Origin of the sequence: Anoxybacillus ayderensis (genome assembly GCF_000833605.1) — a bacterium.
Lineage (GTDB): Bacteria > Bacillota > Bacilli > Bacillales > Anoxybacillaceae > Anoxybacillus > Anoxybacillus ayderensis.
On the sequence record NZ_JXTG01000027.1, the window covers coordinates 1 to 22,854 of the forward strand.

Here is a 22,854-nt window from a genome sequence, read left to right on the forward strand (position 1 = left end):
AAAGACGAGCAACAGGCGAAACGACGTTTGGAGTCTTGGATTCATCGGTATTCGTTTTGTCCTTGTTCGGTTGTGCGCGCGATTGCAAAAGCGCTCGTCAAGCGAACAGAAGAAATCGTTTCTTGCATTTTATCCCCTTACTCGAATGGGAAAATGGAAGGAACGAATAACAAGATCAAGCTGATCAAACGTCGGGGATATGGATACAGAAATATCCAGCGTTTTGCATTACGGGTTCGGTTAGAAACGACTAACATACTTTAATGGCAGGTGCAAGTACATCTTTTGGTGATGAACCAAAGATATCCAATTAAATAAAAATACAGTAAAAATTATATACGGCAACACTACATCAGAATCTACAAACAGTTTTTCTTATAAGGATATTAAGTATAATTATATTGCTTTTTATATTGAAAGTAGCGCAAAGTATATAGATATAGTTAATGAACAAGGAATCAAGATCCTAGAAAGTGAAGAAGTAGGGGATATTCGCAAATGGTAAGTGCAATCCCAAACAATTGATATATACATCCAAATTGACATTTTAACCTCTGATTCACGCAGCACACCCGATGCGGCGTAACACCTCATCTGGGTGCTGTAAGACGTGCTGTTCAAACCGAGTAATCGACTGGGCGATGTCTTTTTGATCTCTATGCAAGACGTTGGCAATGACTTCATCTTTTAGCCACTTCCATAGCCGTTCAATAGGGTTTAACTGTGGGGAATACGGTGGCAAAAAGATAAAGTGAAAAGTAGTACCTTTTTCACTATCAAGGAACGCTCGCACCATCTTGGCATGATGAATACGCGCGTTGTCCAACACAAGCACGATGAATCGATTCGCATATTTCTCTTTCAACAGATGTAAAAAGTCTAGAAACGTCATGAAGCACGATGAAATACGACGTCCCCTTGTTGCACGTCGACTGCGACAAAAATGGACACGTGAGCGTGGTGACCGTAGCTCGGGACTTGTTTTTGGTTGCCTACTTCTGCCCATGTCGTACGAAGCGCTTGATACGCGCGAACATGCGTCTCATCGACATGAAGAAGAACGATTTCGTCCGTGATTAGTTTTTTTTTATAAACTCGAGTTCTTTTTCAAAGGCTGCTTGAAGCACTGGATCCCTTTGACGAGCTTATAGGTCGGAAACGGAGATTTATGTGATCGAACCGTTGAAAAGTGGCTCAATTTTAGATTATCAAATACAATCGCATTTGATGGCATTTGGCTGGTCACTTGTCACACTCGGACTGACGCCCAACTAGCATCATAGGTTTATATATATAAATTGTTAGGAAGCAGAGAACCAAGCCATTAAATGTTAATACATATTCTAACTTCCCGGTTAAAGATATATATACATCCAATTTAAAATTTTAACCTCTGGTTCACGCAGTACACCCGATGCGGCTCAACACCTCATCCGGGTGTTGTAGAACGTACTGTTCAAAGCGAGTAATGGATTGGGCAATGTCATTTTGATCCTTGTGAAAAACGTTGGCAATCACTTCATCTTTCAACCACTTCCACAGCCGTTCAATCGGATTTAACTGTGGAGAATACGGTGGCAAAAAGATGAAATGAAAAGCATCGCCTTCCTCGCCATCAAGAAAGGCTTGCACCATCTTGGCATGATGAATACGCGCATTGTCTAACACAAGCACGATGAATCGGTCCGTATATTTCTCTTTCAATCGGCGCAAAAAGTCAAGGAACGTTTCGGCATTGGCGGATGATGCACGATGAAACACCACATCGCCTTGTTGAACATCGACGGCGCCAAAAATAGAAACGTGGTCATGATGACCGTAGCTTGGCACTTGTTTTTGATTTCCTACTTCTGCCCATGTCGTACGTAGCGCTTGATAAGCACGAACATGTGTCTCATCCACATAAAACAGCGTGACATTCTCGGTAATTAGTTTTTTTTATAAATTCAAGTTCTTTTTGAAAGGCAGCTTGACGCTTGGCGTCTCCTTTGACTAGCTTGTAAGTCGGACGTGTCCATGACAAACGAAGACGATGCAACAACTTGCGAATCCCTTCCCGTGACATGGAAACACCATAGGTTTGTTGAATGTAAGATTGTAAAATGCGCGTGTTCCATGATGAAGCGATGCCCCAGCCAGCATCCACAGGTGTGGTGGTTAACACGAGTTGTCTAATTTCTTGTTGTTGTTCTTCCGTAAGAAACGGCACACGGCCAGGCGGCAACCGACGATCGAGTAGATGATCGAGCCCACCTTGATTAAACCGTGCAACGTAGATGGCAACGGATTGACGGCATACGTTGACCATTTTGGCCACATCTTTACCGAGATGACCTTCCATGACAAGACGAACAGCGGTCACCCGAACGCGAAGGGAAGCATCTTTGATTTTCCGTTCTTGTTTCCGAAGTGTTCGAGGCGTCCAACCGTGATCATTTGTGATTTTCAAACGTTTCATGCCAATTCCGCTCCTTTTGTATAGAAATATTTAGGAGCAGTATAGCCATGAAAAAAGGTGTTCATACAGAAGTCATGGTTTTAAGGTGCATGTATATAGAAGACCCAAAAGGTCCAGTGTTTTTTAAACAAATACGAGTTGGAAAAGACGGAAAACAGTTTTATATGTACAAATTTCGCTCGATGGTGACCGATGCCGAAACAAAACTACAGGAACTTCTGAAGTACAACGAAGTATCTGGTGCCATGTTTAAAATGAAAAACGATCCTCGGGTGACGAAGGTAGGAAGATTCATTCGTAAAACGAGCATTGACGAGCTCCCGCAATTATGGAATGTATTAAAAGGGGAAATGAGTCTTGTTGGCCCACGTCCACCTCTGCCGAGGGAAGTAGCGCAGTATACGGAGTATGATAAACAGCGATTGCTTGTAACACCGGGGTGTACGGGACTTTGGCAGGTGAGTGGGAGAAATGATTTAGGATTCAACGAGATGGTGGAACTGGATCTAAAATATATTCGTGAACGTTCGATTTTGTATGATTTAAAAATTATACTCAAAACAATTAAAATCATGATTAAACCAAATAGTGCCTATTAAAATTTAAGAAAAGAGGAATGTATAAAATGAAAAAAGTTTGTGTGATTGGGTTGGGATATATTGGATTACCGACGGCGACTGTGTTAGCGAACAACGGATTTGAAGTTCATGGAGTTGATATTAACGAAAAAGCAGTTGAGTTAATCAATAATGGGCAAGTACATATTTATGAACCTGATTTAGATATAATGGTCAAAAAAGCGGTAGAGAGCGGGAATTTAAAAGCATCTGTTATACCTGAAAAAGCAGATGTTTTTATTATTGCTGTTCCGACGCCGTTTAAAGAAAATCATAAACCAGATTTGACTTATGTGGAACAAGCAACAAGATCCATTTCTCCTTACTTAGAACCAGGAAATATTGTTATTTTAGAATCGACAAGCCCTGTTGGAACAACGGAGAAAGTCGCAGAATGGATTTTAGAAGAGAGAGAAGATTTGAGTATCGATGAAAATCGTGAAAACCGTATATTTGTTTCTCATTGTCCAGAACGAGTTCTCCCAGGGAAAATTTTAAAAGAGTTAATTGAAAATAATCGTATTATCGGTGGAATTAATGAGGAATCGACGAAAAGAACAGTTGGATTTTATAAGAGCTTTGTAAAAGGAAAAATATTAGAAACGAACGCGAGAACGGCAGAGCTATCTAAATTAGCAGAGAATGCGTTTCGTGATGTAAATATTGCGTTTGCAAATGAACTGTCCATGATTTGTGATGAGCTCAACATTAATGTGTGGGAGTTAATCAATTTAGCAAATCATCATCCACGTGTAAATATTTTGCAGCCAGGTCCTGGAGTAGGAGGACACTGCATAGCGGTCGACCCTTGGTTTATCGTGGATGCAGCTCCTGAAACAGCAAAACTTATTCGAACAGCTCGTATGGTAAATGACTCCAAACCGTATTTTGTCATTGAAAAAATTAAAGAAGCAACGAAAAATCTGCAAAACCCAACGATTGCATGCCTAGGTTTAGCGTTTAAGGCAAACGTGGATGATTTGCGAGAAAGCCCAGCGGTGAAAATTGTAAAAGAATTATCTGCTATTTATGATCAAACTATATATGTAGCTGAGCCACATATTGAGGAGCTTCCAAAAGATTTACTAGAATTGAATGTCCGACTTGTAAAAACAGAGGATGCGATTGAGAAAGCTGATGTAGTTGTCTTATTAGTGGATCATGATTATTTTAAAGTAATAGATAAGAAAGCGCTATTGAATAAAATTGTTATTGACACGCGTGGGGTGCTCCCAATAACAAGTAATATAGAGGTATCGATGATAATTTAAAAATGCCAATCGATAAAACCTTCAAGAAAATTATATTAAATTATTCGAAACACCTTTTTATTTGAAGCGTGTTCAACGTTTCATGAAGCAAGTAGGGATTCAATCCATTGCTAAAAAGAAATTCCGTCCTCACACGAGCTCAGCAAGTGTGGTGGAACGTGAAAATCTACTGAAATGGGATTTCATAACTAAGATGATTAATGAAAAATAGGTCACCGATATCACCTATATTCATACGAAAAAAGATGATTGGTGTTATATCTTGCTTCTGTCATGGATCTTCATCCAAAAAATCTTGTTCTATGACAACAGATTTGGTCAATCAAGGCTTTGGAAAACGCATACGTCACTCAAAAACTCCATCGGGTTTAGTATTGTATACCAATTTAGGTATTCAATATACCATTGAAAGATTCATAGAATAGCGTTCACTCTAAAAAATCAAGCACTCATTTAATTAAAAAAGGTTGTCCATATGATCTTGCCTATATACGCTATTTTGAAAAAAGAAGAAGCCAATCATGTAACTATATGGACTTTAAAGTATCTAATTTAGCCCTACTTCAATTTATTAAAGGATGATATAACTATCCACAATACACAGTAAACTCAGATATAAGACACCACAAGCCATAGAAGATAAACAAAGGAAGACAGTCTATACTGACTTAGGTTGGCTTAATGCACCAACTTCATTGTTTTACATGGAGAGGTGGCATGATAGCTTTTGTTATAGAGCAAAAATGTTGACCAGCTAGTTTCTTGGCTGTGAATCATGGTTATAGAGGCTCTATGGCAAACTAGCACTATTGAAATGGAATTAACTTGCTTACTTAAGCAAGAAAAAACTTAACTTTATTGTTGTGTCCAAAATATTAACTCAAATTCATTAATTTTATAATTGTATATAGGTGTCAAGGCCGATTATTTTTTCCCCAAAATCGCCGGTTTAAAATTCCCCAGAAGGACCTCATTGATCCTTCTGTTTTTCTTGTTGGAGCCTTTTTTCCCGCAATCGATAGCTTTCCCCCTTTAGGTTGAAAATGATGGAATGATGCAGTAATCGATCTAACATCGCTGTCGCCAAAACCGAGTCTCCCACGATTTCTCCCCATTCCCCAAAGCTTTTGTTGGAGGTGAGGATAATCGGGGCATGCTCGTACCGCCGGGCGATCACTTGAAATAAGTAATGAGCGCTGTTCGGGTCCAGTTTTAGATACCCCATTTCATCAATAATGAGAACGGTTGGCTTCACAAAGACACGAAGCTTTTTCTCCAACTTTCCTTCCTGGTCGGCTTTTCTTAACTGAGTGACCAAATCATGGGCGGTAATAAAATACGTTTTATACCCTCTTGCGATCGCCTCCATTCCAATCGAAATAGCCAGATGCGTCTTTCCAATCCCCGGCGGACCGAGAAAAAGAATATTCTCCTTTCGATCAATAAACGATAAGGTAAGCAGCTCTCGAATCCGACGCTCATCCACGGAAGGAAGTGCGTTAAAATCAAACGTATCGATCGTCTTGCGATATGGCAGTTTGGACAGCTTGATGAGCGTTTGGATCGATCGTTCCTGTTTTTCGACGATTTCTGCCTCTAATAAGCGGAATAAAAACTCCGAATATGGTATATTATGAGTACTGCGTATTCTGCCATGGCGGACCATCGTTCCGCCATGACAGGCAATGGAGTCGGTGGCAATACTCGTGTATTCGTTCTTTCATGAGCTTTCCCCTCGCAGGAATGCGGCATAAACGGACAATGGACGAGTATCCACTTCCACCGAAACAGGCGAAATGGTGGCGGCCATTTCCGTCTGTTTCTTTTTTATTTTTTCGGCGAATGAAATCACTTTTTTCTGTTGGTCCACGTGAGAAATCTCCTCCCCTCGAAAGTACAATCGAATATCTCCATTTAATCGCTCCTTCACCAGAATTTCTTTGCCCGCATACTCCGCCGATAAGAGCCATTGTTCCCCTTTGTAGGAGAAACTGCCATCCCAATGCACCTTCCGATAGGAAAGATAGCTCGTATCGTAATCGTTCAACGGAAGAGGCTTGAGTGACTCCTCGGCCCAACGCTCTTGCGGAGGAATGCCGGTAGTGGCGTTTGGCTTCCGATTCGCCACTTGATCGAGCCAACGATGTAAAAGGAAATTTAATTCTTCGATGCTTTCAAACGATGTTCCTACATAGAAGTGATCCATAATATACTGAATGGCTCGTTCGACTTTTCCCTTTGTCTGGGCCCGGTAAGGCCGGCATACTTTTGGAATAAATCCATAGTAACTCGCAAATTCGGAAAATCGTTGATTCCATTTCACCACTCCTTGTTCTCGCCCGTCTGTAACGGTCTTCATATTGTCAAATAACACCTTCTTCGGAACCCCGCCAAAGTACTTGAAGCTCTGAATCAGGCATTCCATTAAGTGTTCCTGATCCTGGCTGGTCGTAAATACCGCGTATTTCATCCGCGAATAGCCTAACGTGGCCACAAATAGCGATAACTTGACTTTTTTCCCTTCGATCACGACCTCCCCAACTTCTTTCCAATCGACTTGCATTTGTTCGCCAGGAAGCGTTTCATAACGAACGGTGTATTTCTTTTTCGCCGTCTCTCGGAAAGGTTTCATATAGTCTTTTAAAATCGTCTTTCCTCCCGTATAGCCCTGTTGTCGAATTTCAAAAAACAACTTTTCGCTATTAAACACCCCATCTTCTAACATTCGTTTTTGAAGATACGGCTTAAATGGATCTAACTTGCTTTTTCTTTGTTTTCGCTTGGATTTGGAAGGAGGATTGGGGGAGTGAATATATTTTCGGACGGTTTTCCGATCGATCCCCAATTCCCTCGCAATATCGGAAATACTCATTCCCCTTTCATACATCTCTTTGATCATAAAAAATTCCCCTCTCGTAATCATGAACCATAGCTCCTCTCGTTGACACTATGGTTCTATTGTAAGTGGGGAATTTTATTCCGGCTATATTGGGGATTTTATCATCGGCTTTAACAATAGGAAGAGGTCTAAGAGTGGGAGTATTATTAATTTTTACAACATTATTTTTAATGTTATTAAGAAAAGATAAAATTGCATTTTATATTATTGTATTAACACTTTTATCTATTCCAGCTAATAGTTATTTCCTAAACGAATTAAAATTTTTGATATATAGAATTGATTTAAGGGTAGTATCGGTAACTATTCAGCCACATCATAAAGTGAGCTGAATATTTTCTTCTTTCCTTGTCTATGATGTGAATACTGATAGACAAGGAGGTGAATCGCACTCACACTTCATCAACGTCCCCATTATTTACATATATGATTTTATTGAGTCTATAACCCTTGATATAATGCAAAATTCAAGGATGTTATTAAATTTGCTATTCCCATAATTTTTTGGAATAGAAAGAAAGAACTAAGCAAGCAAATTAAAAAGCAACTTCCCGAAAATAGAAATGGGGGTTTTAAGAAAATAATTAGTTGGGGATTTTTATAATGTAAAAGTCTTTAGATTTATTTCATCTTATGTCAAGTTTTTTGAAGTTTACATCAAGTTTCCTTTATTTTTTGTCAAGCTCGAAATTATCTAATCCTCTAAATTAAAGACAATCCTTGAATTTCCCTGACAAGTTTTTTCTTCCCCGCGTCAAGTTCCCCAGATTTCACGTCAAGCTCATTTTATTTCTTATCAAGCTAGAGGGAATTTTAATCATTTTTTTAGGCAACTCTTGCATGGTTCAAATTCTTCATATCTCGTGGTACCGTCAAGAATTTTGTGTAATGTAAATGGGGTAGGGTTTCTCTGAAATGGATTTGAATTGATAGGGGACTGATTTTCTCCACACAGGAGACTGAATATTCAGTCTCCTGTGTGGAAAGGGAGAATCCCCATAGCCATCAAGTTAAGAATTTGATCTTTTTTCAGCGCCAAAAACATGGTATCCTTTCTAACGAAAATCATCGTTGGAAAGGATTATTTTTTGATGGCAAAAAAGATGAAGGCATGGATAAGAACGATTCGTTAACTCTTCTCCTCTGAAGAACTGACCCGTCTGGCACGGAAAGTCGGATTCATTCAGCGGCAGCGTTCATTAACAGCGGAAGCCTTTCTGACGCTATGTGCTTGGGGAGACGGATCGCTCGCCTGTCAGTCGCTTCAGCGGTTGTGTGCCGATTTGGCGCTCTGGCATGATTGCTCTCTCTCGAATGAAGGACTGAATCAGCGGTTTACGCCTCGTGCCGTGGCGTTTTTAAAAGAGGTCTTTTTTACTCTCCTGATGCATCAACGTCCGGCACTCTCTTCCATCACCGAGACGTATCGCGCTTGTTTCACCCGTCTGCGGATCTTAGACTCTACCAGTTTTTTACTTCCGGCCGACTATGATGAGGACTATCAAGGTTCGGTTTCATCTGGCGCCAAAATCCAATTTGAGTATGAGCTGTTATCGGGAACCTGTCTTCAGCTGTGCGTCCAACAGGCCAATGATTCCGATGCCCGCTTTGCTTATCATACCCAGCACACGATTTTACCGAATGACCTTTGCATTCGGGATCTGGGGTTTTTTTCACTCGCCACGCTGGCGGAGATCGATGCTCGAGGTGCTTATTATATTACCCGGTTGCGTTCCGATATCAAAGTCTATATCAAACAGGACGGGGAGTGGCACGAATGGGATTGGGAATCGATAGGAAATCGATTGGGCGAGGAGGAAGCCGTGGAAGTGGAACACGTGTATATCGGACACCAACGCCTGTATGTTCCGCGTCTGATTTTTCGCCGTCTCACGGCGGAAGAATGGGAAAAACGGCTGGCGTACGTGCGGAAAAAGGAAAAAAAGAAAGGGAAGGCGCTGTCACGCCAAACCCTTGAACAAAAGAAATATCACATCTTACTGACCAATTTACCACAAGAATCGTTTGATGCGCAACAAGTTTATGAGCTGTATTCGCTGCGCTGGCAAGTGGAGCTGTTATTTAAGGGCTGGAAATCCTTATTTGACCTTGACCGTGTCAAAAAGATGAAGAAGGAACGATTCGAATGCCACTTATATGGGACATTGATTGCCATTTTAGTCACGCAGACTCTTCTGTTCCAAGCCCGAAGGTATTGGCATCAACGGGAGGGAATCGAGATCAGTGAATGGAAAGCGCTTAATATCCTCCAATCGTATTGGCATCGGTTTCTTTTGCATCCCCAAGCGATGGAAACCTCCCTTCCATCTCTCCTGTCTCTGTTAAGGAAACACGCGAGGAAAGACCGAAGGAAAGGAGAGGAAACGGTATCGGATCTTTTAAAGAAATTGGGGATATGGTAGTGTGGGTTATGGATATAAATGCCAAATAACCCTCTTCTTGAGGGTTATTTGGCATGCCCAGCATTTGGTTTTCTCTTCATCCTTTGATTGATTTTTCGAACATGCGTATCATCCTAAAAAATTTTATACCGCTAACTTGACGGGTATGGGGCCAATCCCCACTTTACCTGTGAATCGTAAAGACTGATTCGAAGAGCCGCGCTGTCGAATAGCTGTAAATGCATAGGGGAACTTTCGTTTGTTTTTTATAATATGGTAATTACTGTAATGTAATTGCTCGTTTACAGTTAATAATAAGCTTTACTCGTAACCGTTTGGGTTATTTAATTGCCAACCCCATGAATCTGCACACATTTCCTCAATTTCTCTTTTAGCTACCCATCCTAATTCTTTCTTTGCTTTTGTTGGATCTGCATAGCAGATCGCCACATCTCCTGATCGACGTTCAACAATTTTATAAGGAATTTTTACACCTGTTACTTTTTCAAATATAGAAATAATCTGAAGAACACTATACCCTATTCCTGTACCAAGGTTATATACATCGACACCCGTTGTCTCCAATACTTTTTCAAGTGCTTTTAAATGTCCAATTGCGAGATCAACAACATGGATATAATCGCGAACCCCTGTCCCATCAACAGTTGGATAATCATTACCAAACACCATTAATTCTTTTAATTTTCCAACAGCCACTTGAGTAATATTAGTCATTAGGTTTTTAGGAACACTATTAGGATCTTCACCAATTCGCCGACTTGGATGAGCCCCAACAGGATTAAAGTAACGTAAAATGGATATGCTCCAACTATTGTCAGCAACATACAAATCCCGTAACATCTCTTCAATCATTAATTTTGTTCGTCCATAGGGATTAGTTGCTCTAAGCGGAAAATTTTCGGAAATTGGCACACGCTTGGGTACACCATAGACCGTAGCCGAAGAACTAAATACAATTTTCTTAACGCCATATTTTTGCATAACCTCACATAGAATCAACGTACCAATAATATTATTATGATAGTAGCGAAGAGGGACTTTTATCGACTCACTAACCGCTTTAAGACCGGCAATATGAATCACTGCATCAATATGGTTTTCTATAAAAACCATTTCCAGTTCACGTCTATTAAGCAAATCGGTCTTATAAAATTTAAGTTCCTTTCCTGTAATTTCTTTTACACGTTTTAATGATTCAGCTTTGCTATTAGAAAGAGAATCTAGTACAATAACTTCATATCCTGCATTCAACAACTCTACACAGGTATGGCTTCCAATGTATCCTGCTCCACCAGTAATGAGGATAGCCATAAAATTCCCCCTGACATCTGTTTACCCAGCATTCTGTTTTTTTTCTTTCTGAGTAATTGATTGAATCACATTTACAAACTGTTTTTGTTTTGCAAAATAAACGGCAAACAATAATACCATAAACACAGGAATCAGCAAGACACCATATGAAACGTTTGCACCATATTTCTCTGCTATTACCCCTAAAATCGGTGCTCCAACAACCACTGAACCTTGATTAATGACCATTCGATAACTAGCCATTCTTCCATGGTAGGTTTTATCGGTAACAATCTGCTGAATGGACTGCATCAGTACTCTAAGCCAAGTAGTACCCAGACCAATCAAAAACACACCCGTAAAAGCAAGTGGTAGATATGACCCGAAAGTAAGAAGAAAAAGACCGATAAACACAGTCGTAAGGGAGTAAATGGATATTCTGTTTTTAAAAGTTAACAAGAACCATGTTGTCAAAACTCCGCCTACAATATTACCGATAGATAAGGTACTCTGCAAAATTCCATATAAAGAAGTGCTTTTTTTAAGAAAATCCGCTACATAGATTGATAGTAGACCATTACTACTGTGCAACACTAACTGCCCAACAAACATTATCACAAATAATTGAATCAAAAAAGGATGTGCCTTTAAATATTGAAATCCGTCGATGAAATCTGCTATAACGGAGCTTTTCTTAAGTTTTGAATTCAAGACTTTCTCTTGATTCACATGCGGAATTAGAAAAAGTAAAATACCTGAAGCAAGGAAGGCAATCCCGTTAAACAAAATCGCATATTTAGGATTGATAAACGATAATATTATTCCACCTAAAGTCGCTCCAATCAGTGATCCCGTTTCTCCAATAGCTCCAGTATAGCTGTATACTTTTGGAAGCTCATTTTTATCAAAAATTTCAGCCAAAAATGCCTGAGTCGCTGGTCTGTATAGTGAGACAGAAAGTTGAACAATTATATGTAGTCCTATAATGGTCCAGGCATGTAAAATACCAATCTGCATTAATCCTAGGAAGATTCCAGTAGCTGCAGTAACCACAAGATTGGATAAAATGGCTAATAATTTACGGTTAAAGCGATCTATAATAGTACCAAAAAACAAATTCAACAAAAGTCCAGGCAAAAAGCCAATTCCCACAAATAACCCGGTATAAGTCGCATCCCCGGTCAAATCATAGAGCATCCATGTAGATGCGATAAAATATACTCCAGACCCAAAAGTCGCCAAAAACAATCCGACTGCATATTTTAGAAAGCTTTTCCGATTTTGAATCCTCATCTTCATTCCCTCTCTTTAATCACCTCAGGAAGGGCTAAAGAGAAATAGCCCTTCCCCGCATCTCAGTTGGTACAGCAATTCCAAAATGTTTCAAAATAGACGGGGCTATATCATAAATTTCAATAGGTTCTCGTTCACCCGTGTCATTATTCATAAAGTCAGCCTGATTAACCGCACTGATAAACAATCCGTATTGACTGTGATTAGCACCATCCGGTCCAGTGTCGTTTTCATAAGTCCAAATCCCTTTATCTCCGATACTACCGATCGAGCGCCAATATAAATCACCAAAATAGACAATCAAATCAGGTGCAATGTTCATGCATTCCCCGTAAATTTCCTCCGGCTTAAAGACTTTAGTTCCAATTTCTCTTCCATGTGGATCTTTAATGTTCGTTAACTCCTCAATTAATCGATTGCGGAACTCTTCATATTCCTCCGGAGCGAGAGATCCTTCAGGCTCACGCCCACGAACATTTAAAAAAATACGCCCATAATATCCACCGTCGCCCCATGCCTTCGTGTTTGCCCAATCAATATCTGCACTATGAATACTAGTCCTTGTAATTGGGTATGATTTAAGTTTCAAATACCCCTTTTGAATGAGCCATTCATTAATGCGGATACCACCATCCATTCGCTTAGCGCCATGATCAGAAACTACCATTACCCTCGCATTACCCGGAATCTTTTTTAAAAGCTGACTAATATGCTTATCAATGCGTTGGTAGTAATTATAGATCACGTCAGCATATTGCGGATTTTCTTCATACAGCACATGTTTTTTGTCCATAAATTTCCAGAAAGCATGCTGAATTCGATCTAACCCAATATCTACCATCATAAAAAAATCCCATTCTTTTGTTGTAACTAAATGCTCTGCCAGTTTAAATCTTTGATCTAGCATATTGTAAGCACTTTGTAAAATTTCATCATAATTCGATGAACGGAAATTTTTAATATCAAACTGGTACTTTCCTATCACTCCGGCAATCTCTTGACTCAACGACTGCGGATACGTATATGTATGCTCGGTATCAGGTGTCAAAAAACAACTTACAAGCAAAGTATTTGGAGCAGGTTGAACAGGGTAGGTTTGCGGAACGCCTAGTATAATTGACTTCAACCCGTGCTCCCCTAATATTTCCCAAACCCTCTTTGCCTTAATAGTATTAGAGTATGCTAAAGAATATCCATCATAGCTGTAATCTTTGCGGTTCCGGAAGCCATAACACCCGAGCTGCCCTGGGTTCAAGCCGGTTACCATAGCTGTCCATGCAGGGACAGTAATCGGTGGAATTGTACTTTTCATTCGAGAATACTGTCCCGTGTTCATTAATCTCTCTAGAGTTGGGAATTCCCCTTTCCATATGTCAAAAACTAAATCAGGTTCTGCACAATCCAAACCAATAATTATTAATTTTGTACGTTCACTCATTTTTTATATCACCTTTTTACTTTAATTTCTGTGGAACTCGACACAAAAAGGCTTTTACTTTTCCATTTGGACTTATAATATCTTCAATTTCGCAGAAGCGAAGAATAATTTCAGTTTCTTTACCCAGCCAGTCATGTAGTTTTGCAACATAATCTCGTACCTCTTGCTCAGTTGTGTTTTGTCCGAGCACCACATTTAACCTAACCTGCCCCGGTTTATCTTGTACAATCTGATATTGTGCAACTTTAATATCTTCTAGTTGACGCTTAAGTACATACGGATTCAACAAATCACCATTACCAAGCTCAATCGGATTCATTTCTCGTCCATCTATCATTTTGATAACCCTCGTTTTGCGGCCACACTTACATTTCTCTTTTGAAATCATTCCGAAATCTCCTGTACGATAACGAATAAATGGCATTGTTGTATTTAATAGATTTGTCGCTACAAATTCACCGTATTCCCCTTCCGTTAATCTTTCCCCATTAGCACCAACCAACTCAAGATATACAGACTCTTCGTTAATATGGTAATATTCAGGATATTCTGGGCACTGGAAAGCAATATCTCCAATCTCCTGCATCCCATAACAATCGACCACCTGTGCTTGGAATGCTTTCTCTAGGAACGTACGTGTTGATTTAGATAAGGATTCTCCGCCACAAATAATTAATCGAACTTTGCTTAATCCTTCTAATAAATCGTGTATTTCTAACAACTTGTAGAGAAGCAAGATTTCAGAACCATGACCACTAATTACTTCTGGACGATATTCTACTACTTGACGAATCATTTTAGGATCAATTAATTCAAGAGGGCTATTTATACCAATAAATGCTATACGAAACACACCTCCATATTCAACAGTCTTTTCTTTCAACCCATTCACACGTCCAGCAATTCTAAGTATGCGAGTTCCTTCTTCCAAACCGCGATCCTTTAGTATCTTCATAATGTTACTCATCCCTTGCACCAAGTGCACTTGATCCTTAATTGAAATAAATGGGACTCCAGTGCTACCTGAAGTCTTAGTTGAAAAACAAGTATCTACATCGATTTCGTCAGATACGTGATCATTATAACGCTCTAATATACTCTGTTTAGTTATTAGCGGAAATTCTTCCAAAGCTTTATACGGATTGGATTTAATCTGCTCCTCTGTGATCCCTAGTTCTTTGTAAACTGGTACATTGCGAATTGCATTCAACAATAAATGTTGTAAGCGCTCACTCTGAACATTATAGAGCTTTGTTTCATCCTTTTCGATAGACTTAAAGTGTTCATATCGATTAAGGATTTGATTTTTAAAGTCTGAAATCTCAATCATGAATAGTTTACCTCCTTCTAAAACTTATCAAAAATACTCTGTCCATCCATATTCTCTGGCTTTGACAAATTAAACAATTCTAATATTGTAGGAGCAAGATCAATGATGTTCACACCCTCTATCTTGGTAGGAGAATAAGAAGCATTTGGATCATAAAGTACCCACATACCGTTACGCGCATTGCCTGCACGCCAATGCTGAGGCTGGGTAAATAGTTCTGTACCATCCATACGGTCTTTAATATCATAACCATCCCTAAATTGAACTAATAAATCAGGTGCTTGATCAAGATACGGTCCGTGATACAACTCCTCACGTAAATAGACACGCTCTGCAATTGGTTCACCTGTCTCTGGGTTTTTTACTTCTGACAGTTTTCTCATTAATTCTTGGCGTAGTTTTTCATAATCTGGTTGTGACGGATGCTTTAAAATATAAACTGGACCTTGACTAGTAGCAACTGCTTGTGAATTTTCCCAATCAATCAACTCTTCTTTACCCGGTTGTGAATGGGAGACAAATTGCCAATCTTTTAGTTTATCTTTATGAATACGGAGATAACCATGCTTTTGTAGCCAAACGTTAATATTGAAAGTAAAATCAATCGGTGCACTTCCATGATCTGACATCAATATCAAAACCACTCCTAAATCCATAAAGCGTTGAATGTGCTGATCTATCCGTTTCCATCCTTCTAATGTTTGTTCCCCTGACCAAAAAAAGTGCTGCAATACATTGATATCAAAAGTCGTTACATGCACAAAATCAAGGTCATGTTCAACCAATAAATCATAGGCAGTTTCAAATCGGACATCAATCAAACGCAACGTATCCTGGATTTCAGGTGTTTCAAGCGTTGATTTTCTACATACCTTAGATTGAGGATATATCCGATAGTTGTACCGTTGGTATAACTTTTGCTTTAAGCTTACCGGATAAGTATAATTTTGATTTTCCGCATCAGGTATCGGGTGACCCGATATAAAATACCCGTTTACTGGACTTGGCGGAAACGTGGTCGGCATATTAATAACAGCAACGCGCTTTCCATTCTTACTAAGATACTCCCAGTAATCCTTCCCATGAAAAGATAGGGAATTAGGAACTTTGATCTTTCTCTTATCTCGGTCTATCATCTGCCACCAATAAACACCCAGTTTACCTGGGTTTTGACCAGTAGAATAACATTTCCAGTTTGGACAAGTAACAGGCGGTAGCTGACTGATTAGATCCCCCCATAATGAACGTTGACGTAGTTTAGCCAGATGCGGCAATTCCCCACTGGCTATCCAGGGATCCAACAATCTCCAACATGCTCCATCCAATCCCATAACTACCACTTTCACACCAATTCCTCCCATGTATGCAATAAAACTTTCCTCTCATGTTCGGCAATATAGCGTGGATCACCTGCCACATGCGACTCCACTGTAATTGTACCTTCATACTCGATCATAAGAAGCCCTCTAAGTACGGCTTTAAGATCCAAATCTCCTTGTCCTAGTAACTGATGCTGAAAACCGCTGATAGTGTGCTTGATATCTTTAATGTGTACATGACGCAAATAAGGAGCAATTTTCAGGATTACATCTTCTTTATAATCCAGACCTGCACATATCAAATTGGCAGGATCAAAAACAATTCCTACATTTGGTAAATTAATTAACCTAATTAAACGAATGACTGCCTCAGGACTTTCAATTAGATACCCTGCATGCATCTCAAGCCCAATTTCAATACCATAAGATAATGCTAGTTCACATGCCTGCTGCATTACTTCTGTTGCCCTGTACCAATGTTCATCTCTCGCTTCCTGTGGTGATGGCTTAGATGGCCCAAATCGCAGAAGATGGCATTCCCAATAACTAGCTATTTCAAGGACACGTTTAAACTTATCTATTTCTTCTGTTGTCCAACCTTTGGTTGTCATCTCTTTACATTCATATAAAGCAATAGCACAAATCGATAAGCCATTCTGCTTTACCATTTGCTTAATTTCGTGTATTTCAGCTGTTTTATTAAGATTCAAATGAGGAGAGCGCCCCATCCATTCGAGTGCATCATATCCAAGATCACAGGCATCTCTAACTGCCTGCTGCCATGGATAATTCCGATATAATTTCGTAAATAATCCCAATTTAGGCACCTGGCCACATCTCCCGGAATTTAGACAAATAAATTTCAGAAGCTTCGTATCCTTCACGGGAAATATGTGCATAAGGCAAATCAAGCTCCTGGCGTGTAAAATGAAAATTAGGACGCCAATGTGTTTCAATCGAAGCATATCCTTCATACCCGTCTCTCTTTAGTTGTTTCAAAATTTCTCTAAAATCAATATCTCCTTTGCCCAGTTCTACATATCTTGGACCTTCTGGAGTTACTTTTACATCCTTAATATGGAGATGTGCAACTTTACCACGAATATGGGAATAGCCTTCAGGAAATGGGTCGCTCTCACGTTCGCCAAACAAACAGTTACCAGGATCCCAAACCACACCTACAAACGGCTCATTAATAATATCAATTAGCGCCCCGATATCACGAGTTGAGCCCACTATAGTACGGGAACCGTTTTCAATTCCCAGTATTACGTTTGTATTACGAAACAACTCAACCGCAGGCCGCATTTTCTCTGCAAGTTCTTCGAGACTGACTTCAAAATTCGGCTTCCAGAACGTAAATACTCTTAACACCCTAGCATTAAGAAATTGTGCAGCTTCTAAACCTCTTTTAATAATATCCATACTTTCTTGAAATTCACTGTCTGAATCGTAGCGGCACTTGAAGGCAAACGTAGCAATACAGGAGACCGACAAATTACTTTCTTCCATCCGTGCTTTAATTTCACCTAATTCCGATGTACTAACTTCAACAATGCTTTTATTCCACACATTACGTAATTCTAACGCTTCTATATCATACTTTACAGCCAAATCAATTGCTTCAGACAGATCTTCTGAAATTTCATCGGAAAAAATAGATTTTTTCATAATAACCCTCCCTCTATAAAATAACGATTTTCTCGTTTTTTCTTTGAATTTCTTCGATTTTCATGAACATAGACGTTTTGTAGACATCAGAAATAAGGATATATATAAGTTGCAATAAAGAATTTCCGATTTTTTCGTTTCTACATTTATCTCCATACAAGTCGACTATGATATAACGTGGCGAGTGATCGGCTGGATGTAAAACAAAATTTCAACTTATATATATTGAATATTTATAAATTTTTGGATAGATAGAATGTAGTGGAACAAACTCCATCATCCAATTTTTTGAAAATGGAGGACATTTCCTTATGATCGCACCAATGGATCTCCACTTGTCTCATGGCGGTGTACCCTCCCATGTCTCACGGAGTCCTTCGCTCCTACATTCCTTCGTTCAGCCTATCCATGAGGTGGAGGTCGGAATATGCTCCTTTACTGGGTCTAAGCCCGTATGGTGTGATAACGCCCGACTTCTCCGTGCTTCTGATGTCTATCTTTGATACGTGTTTTCAGGTTAAGCGACTTCCTGCAATGTCTTTAAGTGTGGAATATCTTGTATCATTTTCTCTTCACTGAACGAAATTTGACGTCGACCAATGACGAATAAGATTCGAATGAGTTTACTACATAAAGCGACAAGAGACTGCTTACCGGTTAATGGGTTATCGTTTTTCCTCTGTGTTGACCGGATTCATTCTTTTTTAGGTTCAGCCCCGCCAGTTTGATGATTTGGCGTGGATGATGATATTGGTTGATGTCGCCCACTTCAGCGAAAAAGCCGACAACCGTCATTTCTCCGATGCCTTTGATCTCACACATCTCTTTGGCCCCTGGGATTGTTTGAACCATTTCGCTTAACTGCTTTTCAAGTTCATTTAGACGATGAGTTAAATACTCGTATTTCTCGAGTAAATAACGCAACTCTTCTTTGGCCATTTGAGTGCCCGTTTGAAGCCCAATGGAGGCTTTTGCCACCTCTTTTAACTGCTCAATTCGCTTCATTCCGACTGCCCGGTTGGCCACTTTCTTCACTTCCCAAAGAAGCCGTTCGGATGGAATCTTTGCGATTTCTTTTGGAAGACATCCCATTTTTAAAATCTGCAGCGCTGCTTTTCCGGTCCAATCTTTAAACACCGTAAGAAACTCCGGAAAATAGCGATCCAGCCAATTGTGCACTTGGGCTTGAAGTGCATGTAGATCCTGCATCACCATGTCGTGAAGTTTCATTCCTTCACGTAATTCCGCGTAAACTCCTTCCGGAAGAATCGGGATCGAATATCGACCATCCTTTACGAGCTGGGCAATGACCTTCGCATCTTTCACGTCGTTTTTCGTCGGAGAATTATCATCCAACTCTTTACTTCGTTTCACATGCATCGGGTTCACGGTGACACATCGGATGTCATGTGATTGTAAGAAGTAAGCGAAATTCAGCCAATAGTGTCCGGTTGGCTCCATTCCTACGATGACATCTCTTTTTTCATGTTGGTTCATCAAGGTGTGTACCCAATTTAAAAACGTTTGAAACCCTGTTCTTGAGTTTTCAACTATAACGGCCTTCGATAGATCGAATCCCCGGTAATCTTGAGCTCTTGCCACGTGTTTGTGTTTCGCGATATCAACGCCAATGATTAACGTGTGTTCAGTGATTTGCCTAATTTTCGAATTCGGTTATAATTCATATCAGGTCCTCCTTGGTTTATTAGTTAGGGGTCAAGTCCTTGACACCCTGTATCATACCAAGGGGACTTTTTTTGTTTCAAACCTCATTTTCCTCATTACAGGAATGCTCCTTTATGAGAAAGGATGCTCAATCTCTAATTCTTCTGCAATCTGAATGAGAGGAACAAGCTGCTTCTCCTCAAATGGCACACCCTCAGATTCTCGAATTCGTTTTGTTCTCATTTCACGTTCACCTGGAATTAAGATTTCATCAAACCCATCTGCTTTTTTTGTGCACTTAATGATATGAATCCATTCCTCGACTCTTTCTATAAATGTTTCAAGGGACATATACTGGGTAACGTCGTAAGCAATAAAAGTATGTGAAGATCCTGCGATTTTGGCATAATCTTCGCGCTGTCTTCTCACTTTTGATGCAAAAAGCCCACCACTCATTACACCTGTCAATAAATCGACTAACATACCAATTCCAAATCCTTTATGCTTACCAAACGGTAACACTACACCACCGTTGATAAAATCTTGAGGATCAGTGCTTGGACGACCTTTAGCATCCAGAATCCATCCTTCTGGGATTTCCTTTTCACCTGATTGAGCAGCCAAACGCACACGTCCGCACGCGACTTCTCCTGTTGCCATATCAAGTAGAAATAACGGTTCGTCTCTGCCCGGTACGGATACAGACAGAGCGTTGTTTCCAAGTACTGGCTCAGCACCACCCCATGCTGCAACATTTGGCCCAGAGTTCGTTAGAACGATGCCAATCAAACCTTGCTCGGCAATCATTCTACTGTAATAACCCAACATACCGATATGATTACTGTTTTTCACCATCACCAACCCAGCACCGTACCGCTTAGCACTTGTCAGAACCTCGTGTACAGCTTGTACAGCCGTGACAGGTCCCATTGCTCCATAGGCATCAACTAGGAGTTGACCTGCTTTTCTCCATACCTCCTTTGGTTTAGCTTCAGCACGAATCCCTCCTTGCTGAAGCCTACGCACATATGTTGGTAGTAATCCCGTACCATGAGAACTAATACCGCATACATCGGCAGCAACTAGTACATCAGCCGTTATTGCTGCATCCTCAAATTCTAAACCTGCTTTCTGTAACACCTCTTGTGCAAACGCAAGTAAATCCTTTACTTTAACTCTATGTATGGCAAATGTCATATTTCCCTCCCCCTAATTCAAGCATAAGACTATCGATAAGATACTTTACAGCCCAATTAGGTACACGACTGAACATATAGCCATCTTCAACAACAGGATGGCATCCATGTAACCCTGCCGGTCGTTTACTAGCATATGCTCCGTAGACTTGACAACAAAAATGATTCAATCGCTTGGCTAAATGTTCAAATGAGCGGGCACCTAACACTCTCATTCTCATAGCTACACCCGCAATCTGAGCATTTCCTGTCAAACAGGCCCATGATCGAATCGGTTTCCATGAACTATCAATTTCCCCCGATAAAAAACCATCCTCGTCCGTTAAAGTATCAATTTGTACAAGCACTTTCTCTACTGCATGTAGGCAATCTGTTTTTCGATAGTAAACCGAGCTTTCTGCCAAACCTTGCAATACATATCCAATGGTATGCGTCAAAGCATAACGAAAGCGTCCAAGATGATTTTTTTCAAAATATCCATTCTCCCACTGTAATTCAAGACACCAATCTACATTCTTTTCTGCAGCTTTGCAGTATCGCGGATCATCCACTATCTCAGTTAAACGAAACAATACCCATGCAATTAAAACATGGTAAGCTAGTGACTCACGGTCAGTATATGCAGAAGTTTCAATCCAAGCACCGTTTTCTTCTTGATGATGTAACAACCAATCTCCCGCTTTACATGCAGCACTTAAAAAATAACTGTCTCCTGTATAGACATAAACATCTAATAATCCTTGTAATACCATTCCAGTATTAAACACAGCTGGTCCTTGTTTTGCATCAATTAAACCTGCAGGAATCCAACCTTCTTGATCCTGTATCTCGATTAACCATTTTGCAGCCCTAATTGCACGTGAAATAGCTTCTTCATCCTCATATGCCTGTCCGTAACGTAAAAGGGTTCCTATAATATATCCTGTCGTCTCGGGGTAAGCCGCAGAATATTGCTGTTTTCTGAAATCGTACCATCCCGCAATTCCATCACTGCCTGATCTATCTTGAGCTTCCTTAAGCCAAGATACCGCATCTTGTAGAATTTGATTATACTTGTTCACCAGTCACCTTCCTCTCTCCCAAGTGTTGATAGGCCGTCACGTGATCTAAAACATCCGCAAGCTGTTTTGTCAATTCGCGGCGCTCAAATAATAAAATTCTAGGATCTACTCGGTTTATAAGTTGACCCGCTTTCCAATCTGTATATAACTTATTCAGCGCTTCAATAACATCCTCGATTTGAAAAGCATTAACCCCTTGTTCAAATTCTCGAATAATATTTGACACAAAACATTCCTTTTGGGCAACATGTAAAATGGGTTGTCCACTTCGTAAGTACTCAAACGTTTTACCTGGAATACAATTATCATAATCAGAATTATGAGGACCAACACGTGTTAATAATAGTAATACATCTGTTTGATAAAGTGCTTGAATACTGGCTTTATGTTCAATAAATCCATGAAATTCTACATACTCACTGATATCTTTCCATTTTTCCTGAACTTGGGGATCACGTAAATATCCATAAATACTTAGTTTTACATGATCTGGAGTAAGATGATAGTTATTAATAAATTGTCGAAATCCTTTGAAAAAAGTCTCTGTAACCACATCATCGTATAATCCACCGTTATAACCGATAGTAAATACACCTTTCTTCTGTCTTGAAATGTTAATATTTAGGTTCATCACCAAAAGATGTACTTGCACCTGCCATTAAAGTATGTTAGTCGTTTCTAACCGAACCCGTAATGCAAAACGCTGGATATTTCTGTATCCATATCCCCGACGTTTGATCAGCTTGATCTTGTTATTCGTTCCTTCCATTTTCCCATTCGAGTAAGGGGATAAAATGCAAGAAACGATTTCTTCTGTTCGCTTGACGAGCGCTTTTGCAATCGCGCGCACAACCGAACAAGGACAAAACGAATACCGATGAATCCAAGACTCCAAACGTCGTTTCGCCTGTTGCTCGTCTTTG

At 39.9% G+C, this 22,854-nt stretch carries 20 protein-coding genes and 3 pseudogenes; 5 read left to right on the top strand and 18 right to left on the bottom strand.

The window, feature by feature from the left end:
• Positions 1 to 264: transposase (locus tag JV16_RS13715; protein WP_042533668.1), on the top strand; the 264-nt coding region annotated here is incomplete at its 5' end.
• A gap of 295 nt (positions 265 to 559) precedes the next feature.
• On the opposite strand, the gene JV16_RS13720 is transcribed toward JV16_RS13715, so the two are convergent.
• From JV16_RS13720 to JV16_RS13730, 4 genes are all read right to left on the bottom strand, one after another.
• Entirely contained in the window at positions 560 to 892 is a 333-nt protein-coding gene (locus JV16_RS13720; protein ID WP_006322495.1) for a transposase, read from the bottom strand.
• Positions 889 to 1,077: a transposase gene (locus tag JV16_RS16210; protein ID WP_152616133.1), complete on the bottom strand. Its 189-nt coding sequence runs from the start codon at positions 1,075 to 1,077 to the stop codon at positions 889 to 891. The genes JV16_RS13720 and JV16_RS16210 overlap by 4 nt, the downstream gene beginning before the upstream one ends.
• Positions 1,078 to 1,398: 321 nt before the next feature.
• On the bottom strand, positions 1,399 to 1,902 hold the full coding sequence (locus JV16_RS13725) for an IS630 family transposase (protein ID WP_244463835.1): 504 nt from the start codon (positions 1,900 to 1,902) through the stop codon (positions 1,399 to 1,401).
• Positions 1,895 to 2,458, bottom strand: a complete 564-nt coding sequence (locus tag JV16_RS13730; RefSeq protein ID WP_042536346.1) for a helix-turn-helix domain-containing protein — start codon at positions 2,456 to 2,458, stop codon at positions 1,895 to 1,897. Before JV16_RS13730 ends, JV16_RS13725 begins: the two co-directional genes overlap by 8 nt.
• 47 nt (positions 2,459 to 2,505) lie before the next feature.
• Here JV16_RS13730 and JV16_RS13735 point away from each other — a divergent pair, with 47 nt between their 5' ends.
• Positions 2,506 to 3,057, top strand: coding sequence for a sugar transferase (locus tag JV16_RS13735; RefSeq protein WP_006322490.1), 552 nt, complete (start codon positions 2,506 to 2,508; stop codon positions 3,055 to 3,057).
• A 17-nt stretch (positions 3,058 to 3,074) separates the two neighbouring features.
• A complete protein-coding gene (gene wecC / locus JV16_RS13740) occupies positions 3,075 to 4,346 on the top strand; it encodes a UDP-N-acetyl-D-mannosamine dehydrogenase (RefSeq protein WP_052481268.1) in 1,272 nt (423 codons plus the stop codon).
• Between the two features lie 970 nt (positions 4,347 to 5,316).
• On the opposite strand, the pseudogene istB reads toward wecC, so the two are convergent.
• Positions 5,317 to 6,070 (bottom strand): annotated as a pseudogene (istB, locus tag JV16_RS13745) (IS21-like element IS5376 family helper ATPase IstB).
• Positions 6,067 to 7,269, bottom strand: coding sequence for an IS21-like element IS5376 family transposase (gene istA / locus JV16_RS13750; RefSeq protein ID WP_042536351.1), 1,203 nt, complete (start codon positions 7,267 to 7,269; stop codon positions 6,067 to 6,069). The pseudogene istB and the gene istA overlap by 4 nt, the downstream one beginning before the upstream one ends.
• Before the next feature lie 110 nt (positions 7,270 to 7,379).
• Here istA and JV16_RS13755 point away from each other — a divergent pair, with 110 nt between their 5' ends.
• Positions 7,380 to 7,577: a hypothetical protein gene (locus tag JV16_RS13755; protein WP_042536353.1), complete on the top strand. Its 198-nt coding sequence runs from the start codon at positions 7,380 to 7,382 to the stop codon at positions 7,575 to 7,577.
• An 813-nt stretch (positions 7,578 to 8,390) separates the two neighbouring features.
• Positions 8,391 to 9,668 (top strand): annotated as a pseudogene (locus JV16_RS13760) (IS4 family transposase); the annotation flags it as partial.
• A 300-nt stretch (positions 9,669 to 9,968) separates the two neighbouring features.
• Here JV16_RS13760 and galE read toward each other — a convergent pair.
• The 12 genes and pseudogenes from galE to JV16_RS15420 all read right to left on the bottom strand — a co-directional run.
• Positions 9,969 to 10,979, bottom strand: a complete 1,011-nt coding sequence (galE, locus tag JV16_RS13765; RefSeq protein WP_042536355.1) for a UDP-glucose 4-epimerase GalE — start codon at positions 10,977 to 10,979, stop codon at positions 9,969 to 9,971.
• A 21-nt stretch (positions 10,980 to 11,000) separates the two neighbouring features.
• Positions 11,001 to 12,251 carry an MFS transporter gene (locus JV16_RS13770; protein WP_052481270.1) on the bottom strand — a complete coding sequence of 417 codons (1,251 nt, stop codon included), beginning with the start codon at positions 12,249 to 12,251 and terminating at the stop codon, positions 11,001 to 11,003.
• 34 nt (positions 12,252 to 12,285) lie between these two features.
• Positions 12,286 to 13,689 carry an alkaline phosphatase family protein gene (locus tag JV16_RS13775; protein ID WP_042536357.1) on the bottom strand — a complete coding sequence of 468 codons (1,404 nt, stop codon included), beginning with the start codon at positions 13,687 to 13,689 and terminating at the stop codon, positions 12,286 to 12,288.
• A 16-nt stretch (positions 13,690 to 13,705) separates the two neighbouring features.
• Positions 13,706 to 15,019, bottom strand: a complete 1,314-nt coding sequence (locus JV16_RS13780; RefSeq protein WP_042536359.1) for a phenylacetate--CoA ligase family protein — start codon at positions 15,017 to 15,019, stop codon at positions 13,706 to 13,708.
• 17 nt (positions 15,020 to 15,036) lie between these two features.
• The gene (locus JV16_RS13785) at positions 15,037 to 16,365 is read right to left on the bottom strand and encodes an alkaline phosphatase family protein (protein ID WP_035020721.1); all 1,329 of its coding nucleotides are present in this window, start codon (positions 16,363 to 16,365) and stop codon (positions 15,037 to 15,039) included.
• Positions 16,362 to 17,165, bottom strand: coding sequence for a sugar phosphate isomerase/epimerase family protein (locus JV16_RS13790; RefSeq protein WP_006322445.1), 804 nt, complete (start codon positions 17,163 to 17,165; stop codon positions 16,362 to 16,364). The genes JV16_RS13785 and JV16_RS13790 overlap by 4 nt, the downstream gene beginning before the upstream one ends.
• Positions 17,158 to 18,009 (bottom strand): sugar phosphate isomerase/epimerase family protein, encoded by an 852-nt coding sequence (locus tag JV16_RS13795; protein ID WP_006322444.1) that lies wholly within the window; start codon positions 18,007 to 18,009, stop codon positions 17,158 to 17,160. Before JV16_RS13795 ends, JV16_RS13790 begins: the two co-directional genes overlap by 8 nt.
• 517 nt (positions 18,010 to 18,526) lie before the next feature.
• A pseudogene (locus JV16_RS13800) lies at positions 18,527 to 19,671 on the bottom strand (IS110 family RNA-guided transposase).
• 135 nt (positions 19,672 to 19,806) lie between these two features.
• Positions 19,807 to 20,871 (bottom strand): Ldh family oxidoreductase, encoded by a 1,065-nt coding sequence (locus tag JV16_RS13805; RefSeq protein ID WP_006322441.1) that lies wholly within the window; start codon positions 20,869 to 20,871, stop codon positions 19,807 to 19,809.
• Entirely contained in the window at positions 20,852 to 21,931 is a 1,080-nt protein-coding gene (locus JV16_RS13810; protein ID WP_042536363.1) for a beta-L-arabinofuranosidase domain-containing protein, read from the bottom strand. Before JV16_RS13810 ends, JV16_RS13805 begins: the two co-directional genes overlap by 20 nt.
• The gene (locus tag JV16_RS13815) at positions 21,918 to 22,565 is read right to left on the bottom strand and encodes a glycosyltransferase family 4 protein (RefSeq protein ID WP_152616132.1); all 648 of its coding nucleotides are present in this window, start codon (positions 22,563 to 22,565) and stop codon (positions 21,918 to 21,920) included. The genes JV16_RS13810 and JV16_RS13815 overlap by 14 nt, the downstream gene beginning before the upstream one ends.
• A gap of 24 nt (positions 22,566 to 22,589) precedes the next feature.
• Positions 22,590 to 22,854 (bottom strand): transposase (locus tag JV16_RS15420; protein WP_042533668.1); only part of this gene is annotated, 265 nt, incomplete at its 5' end.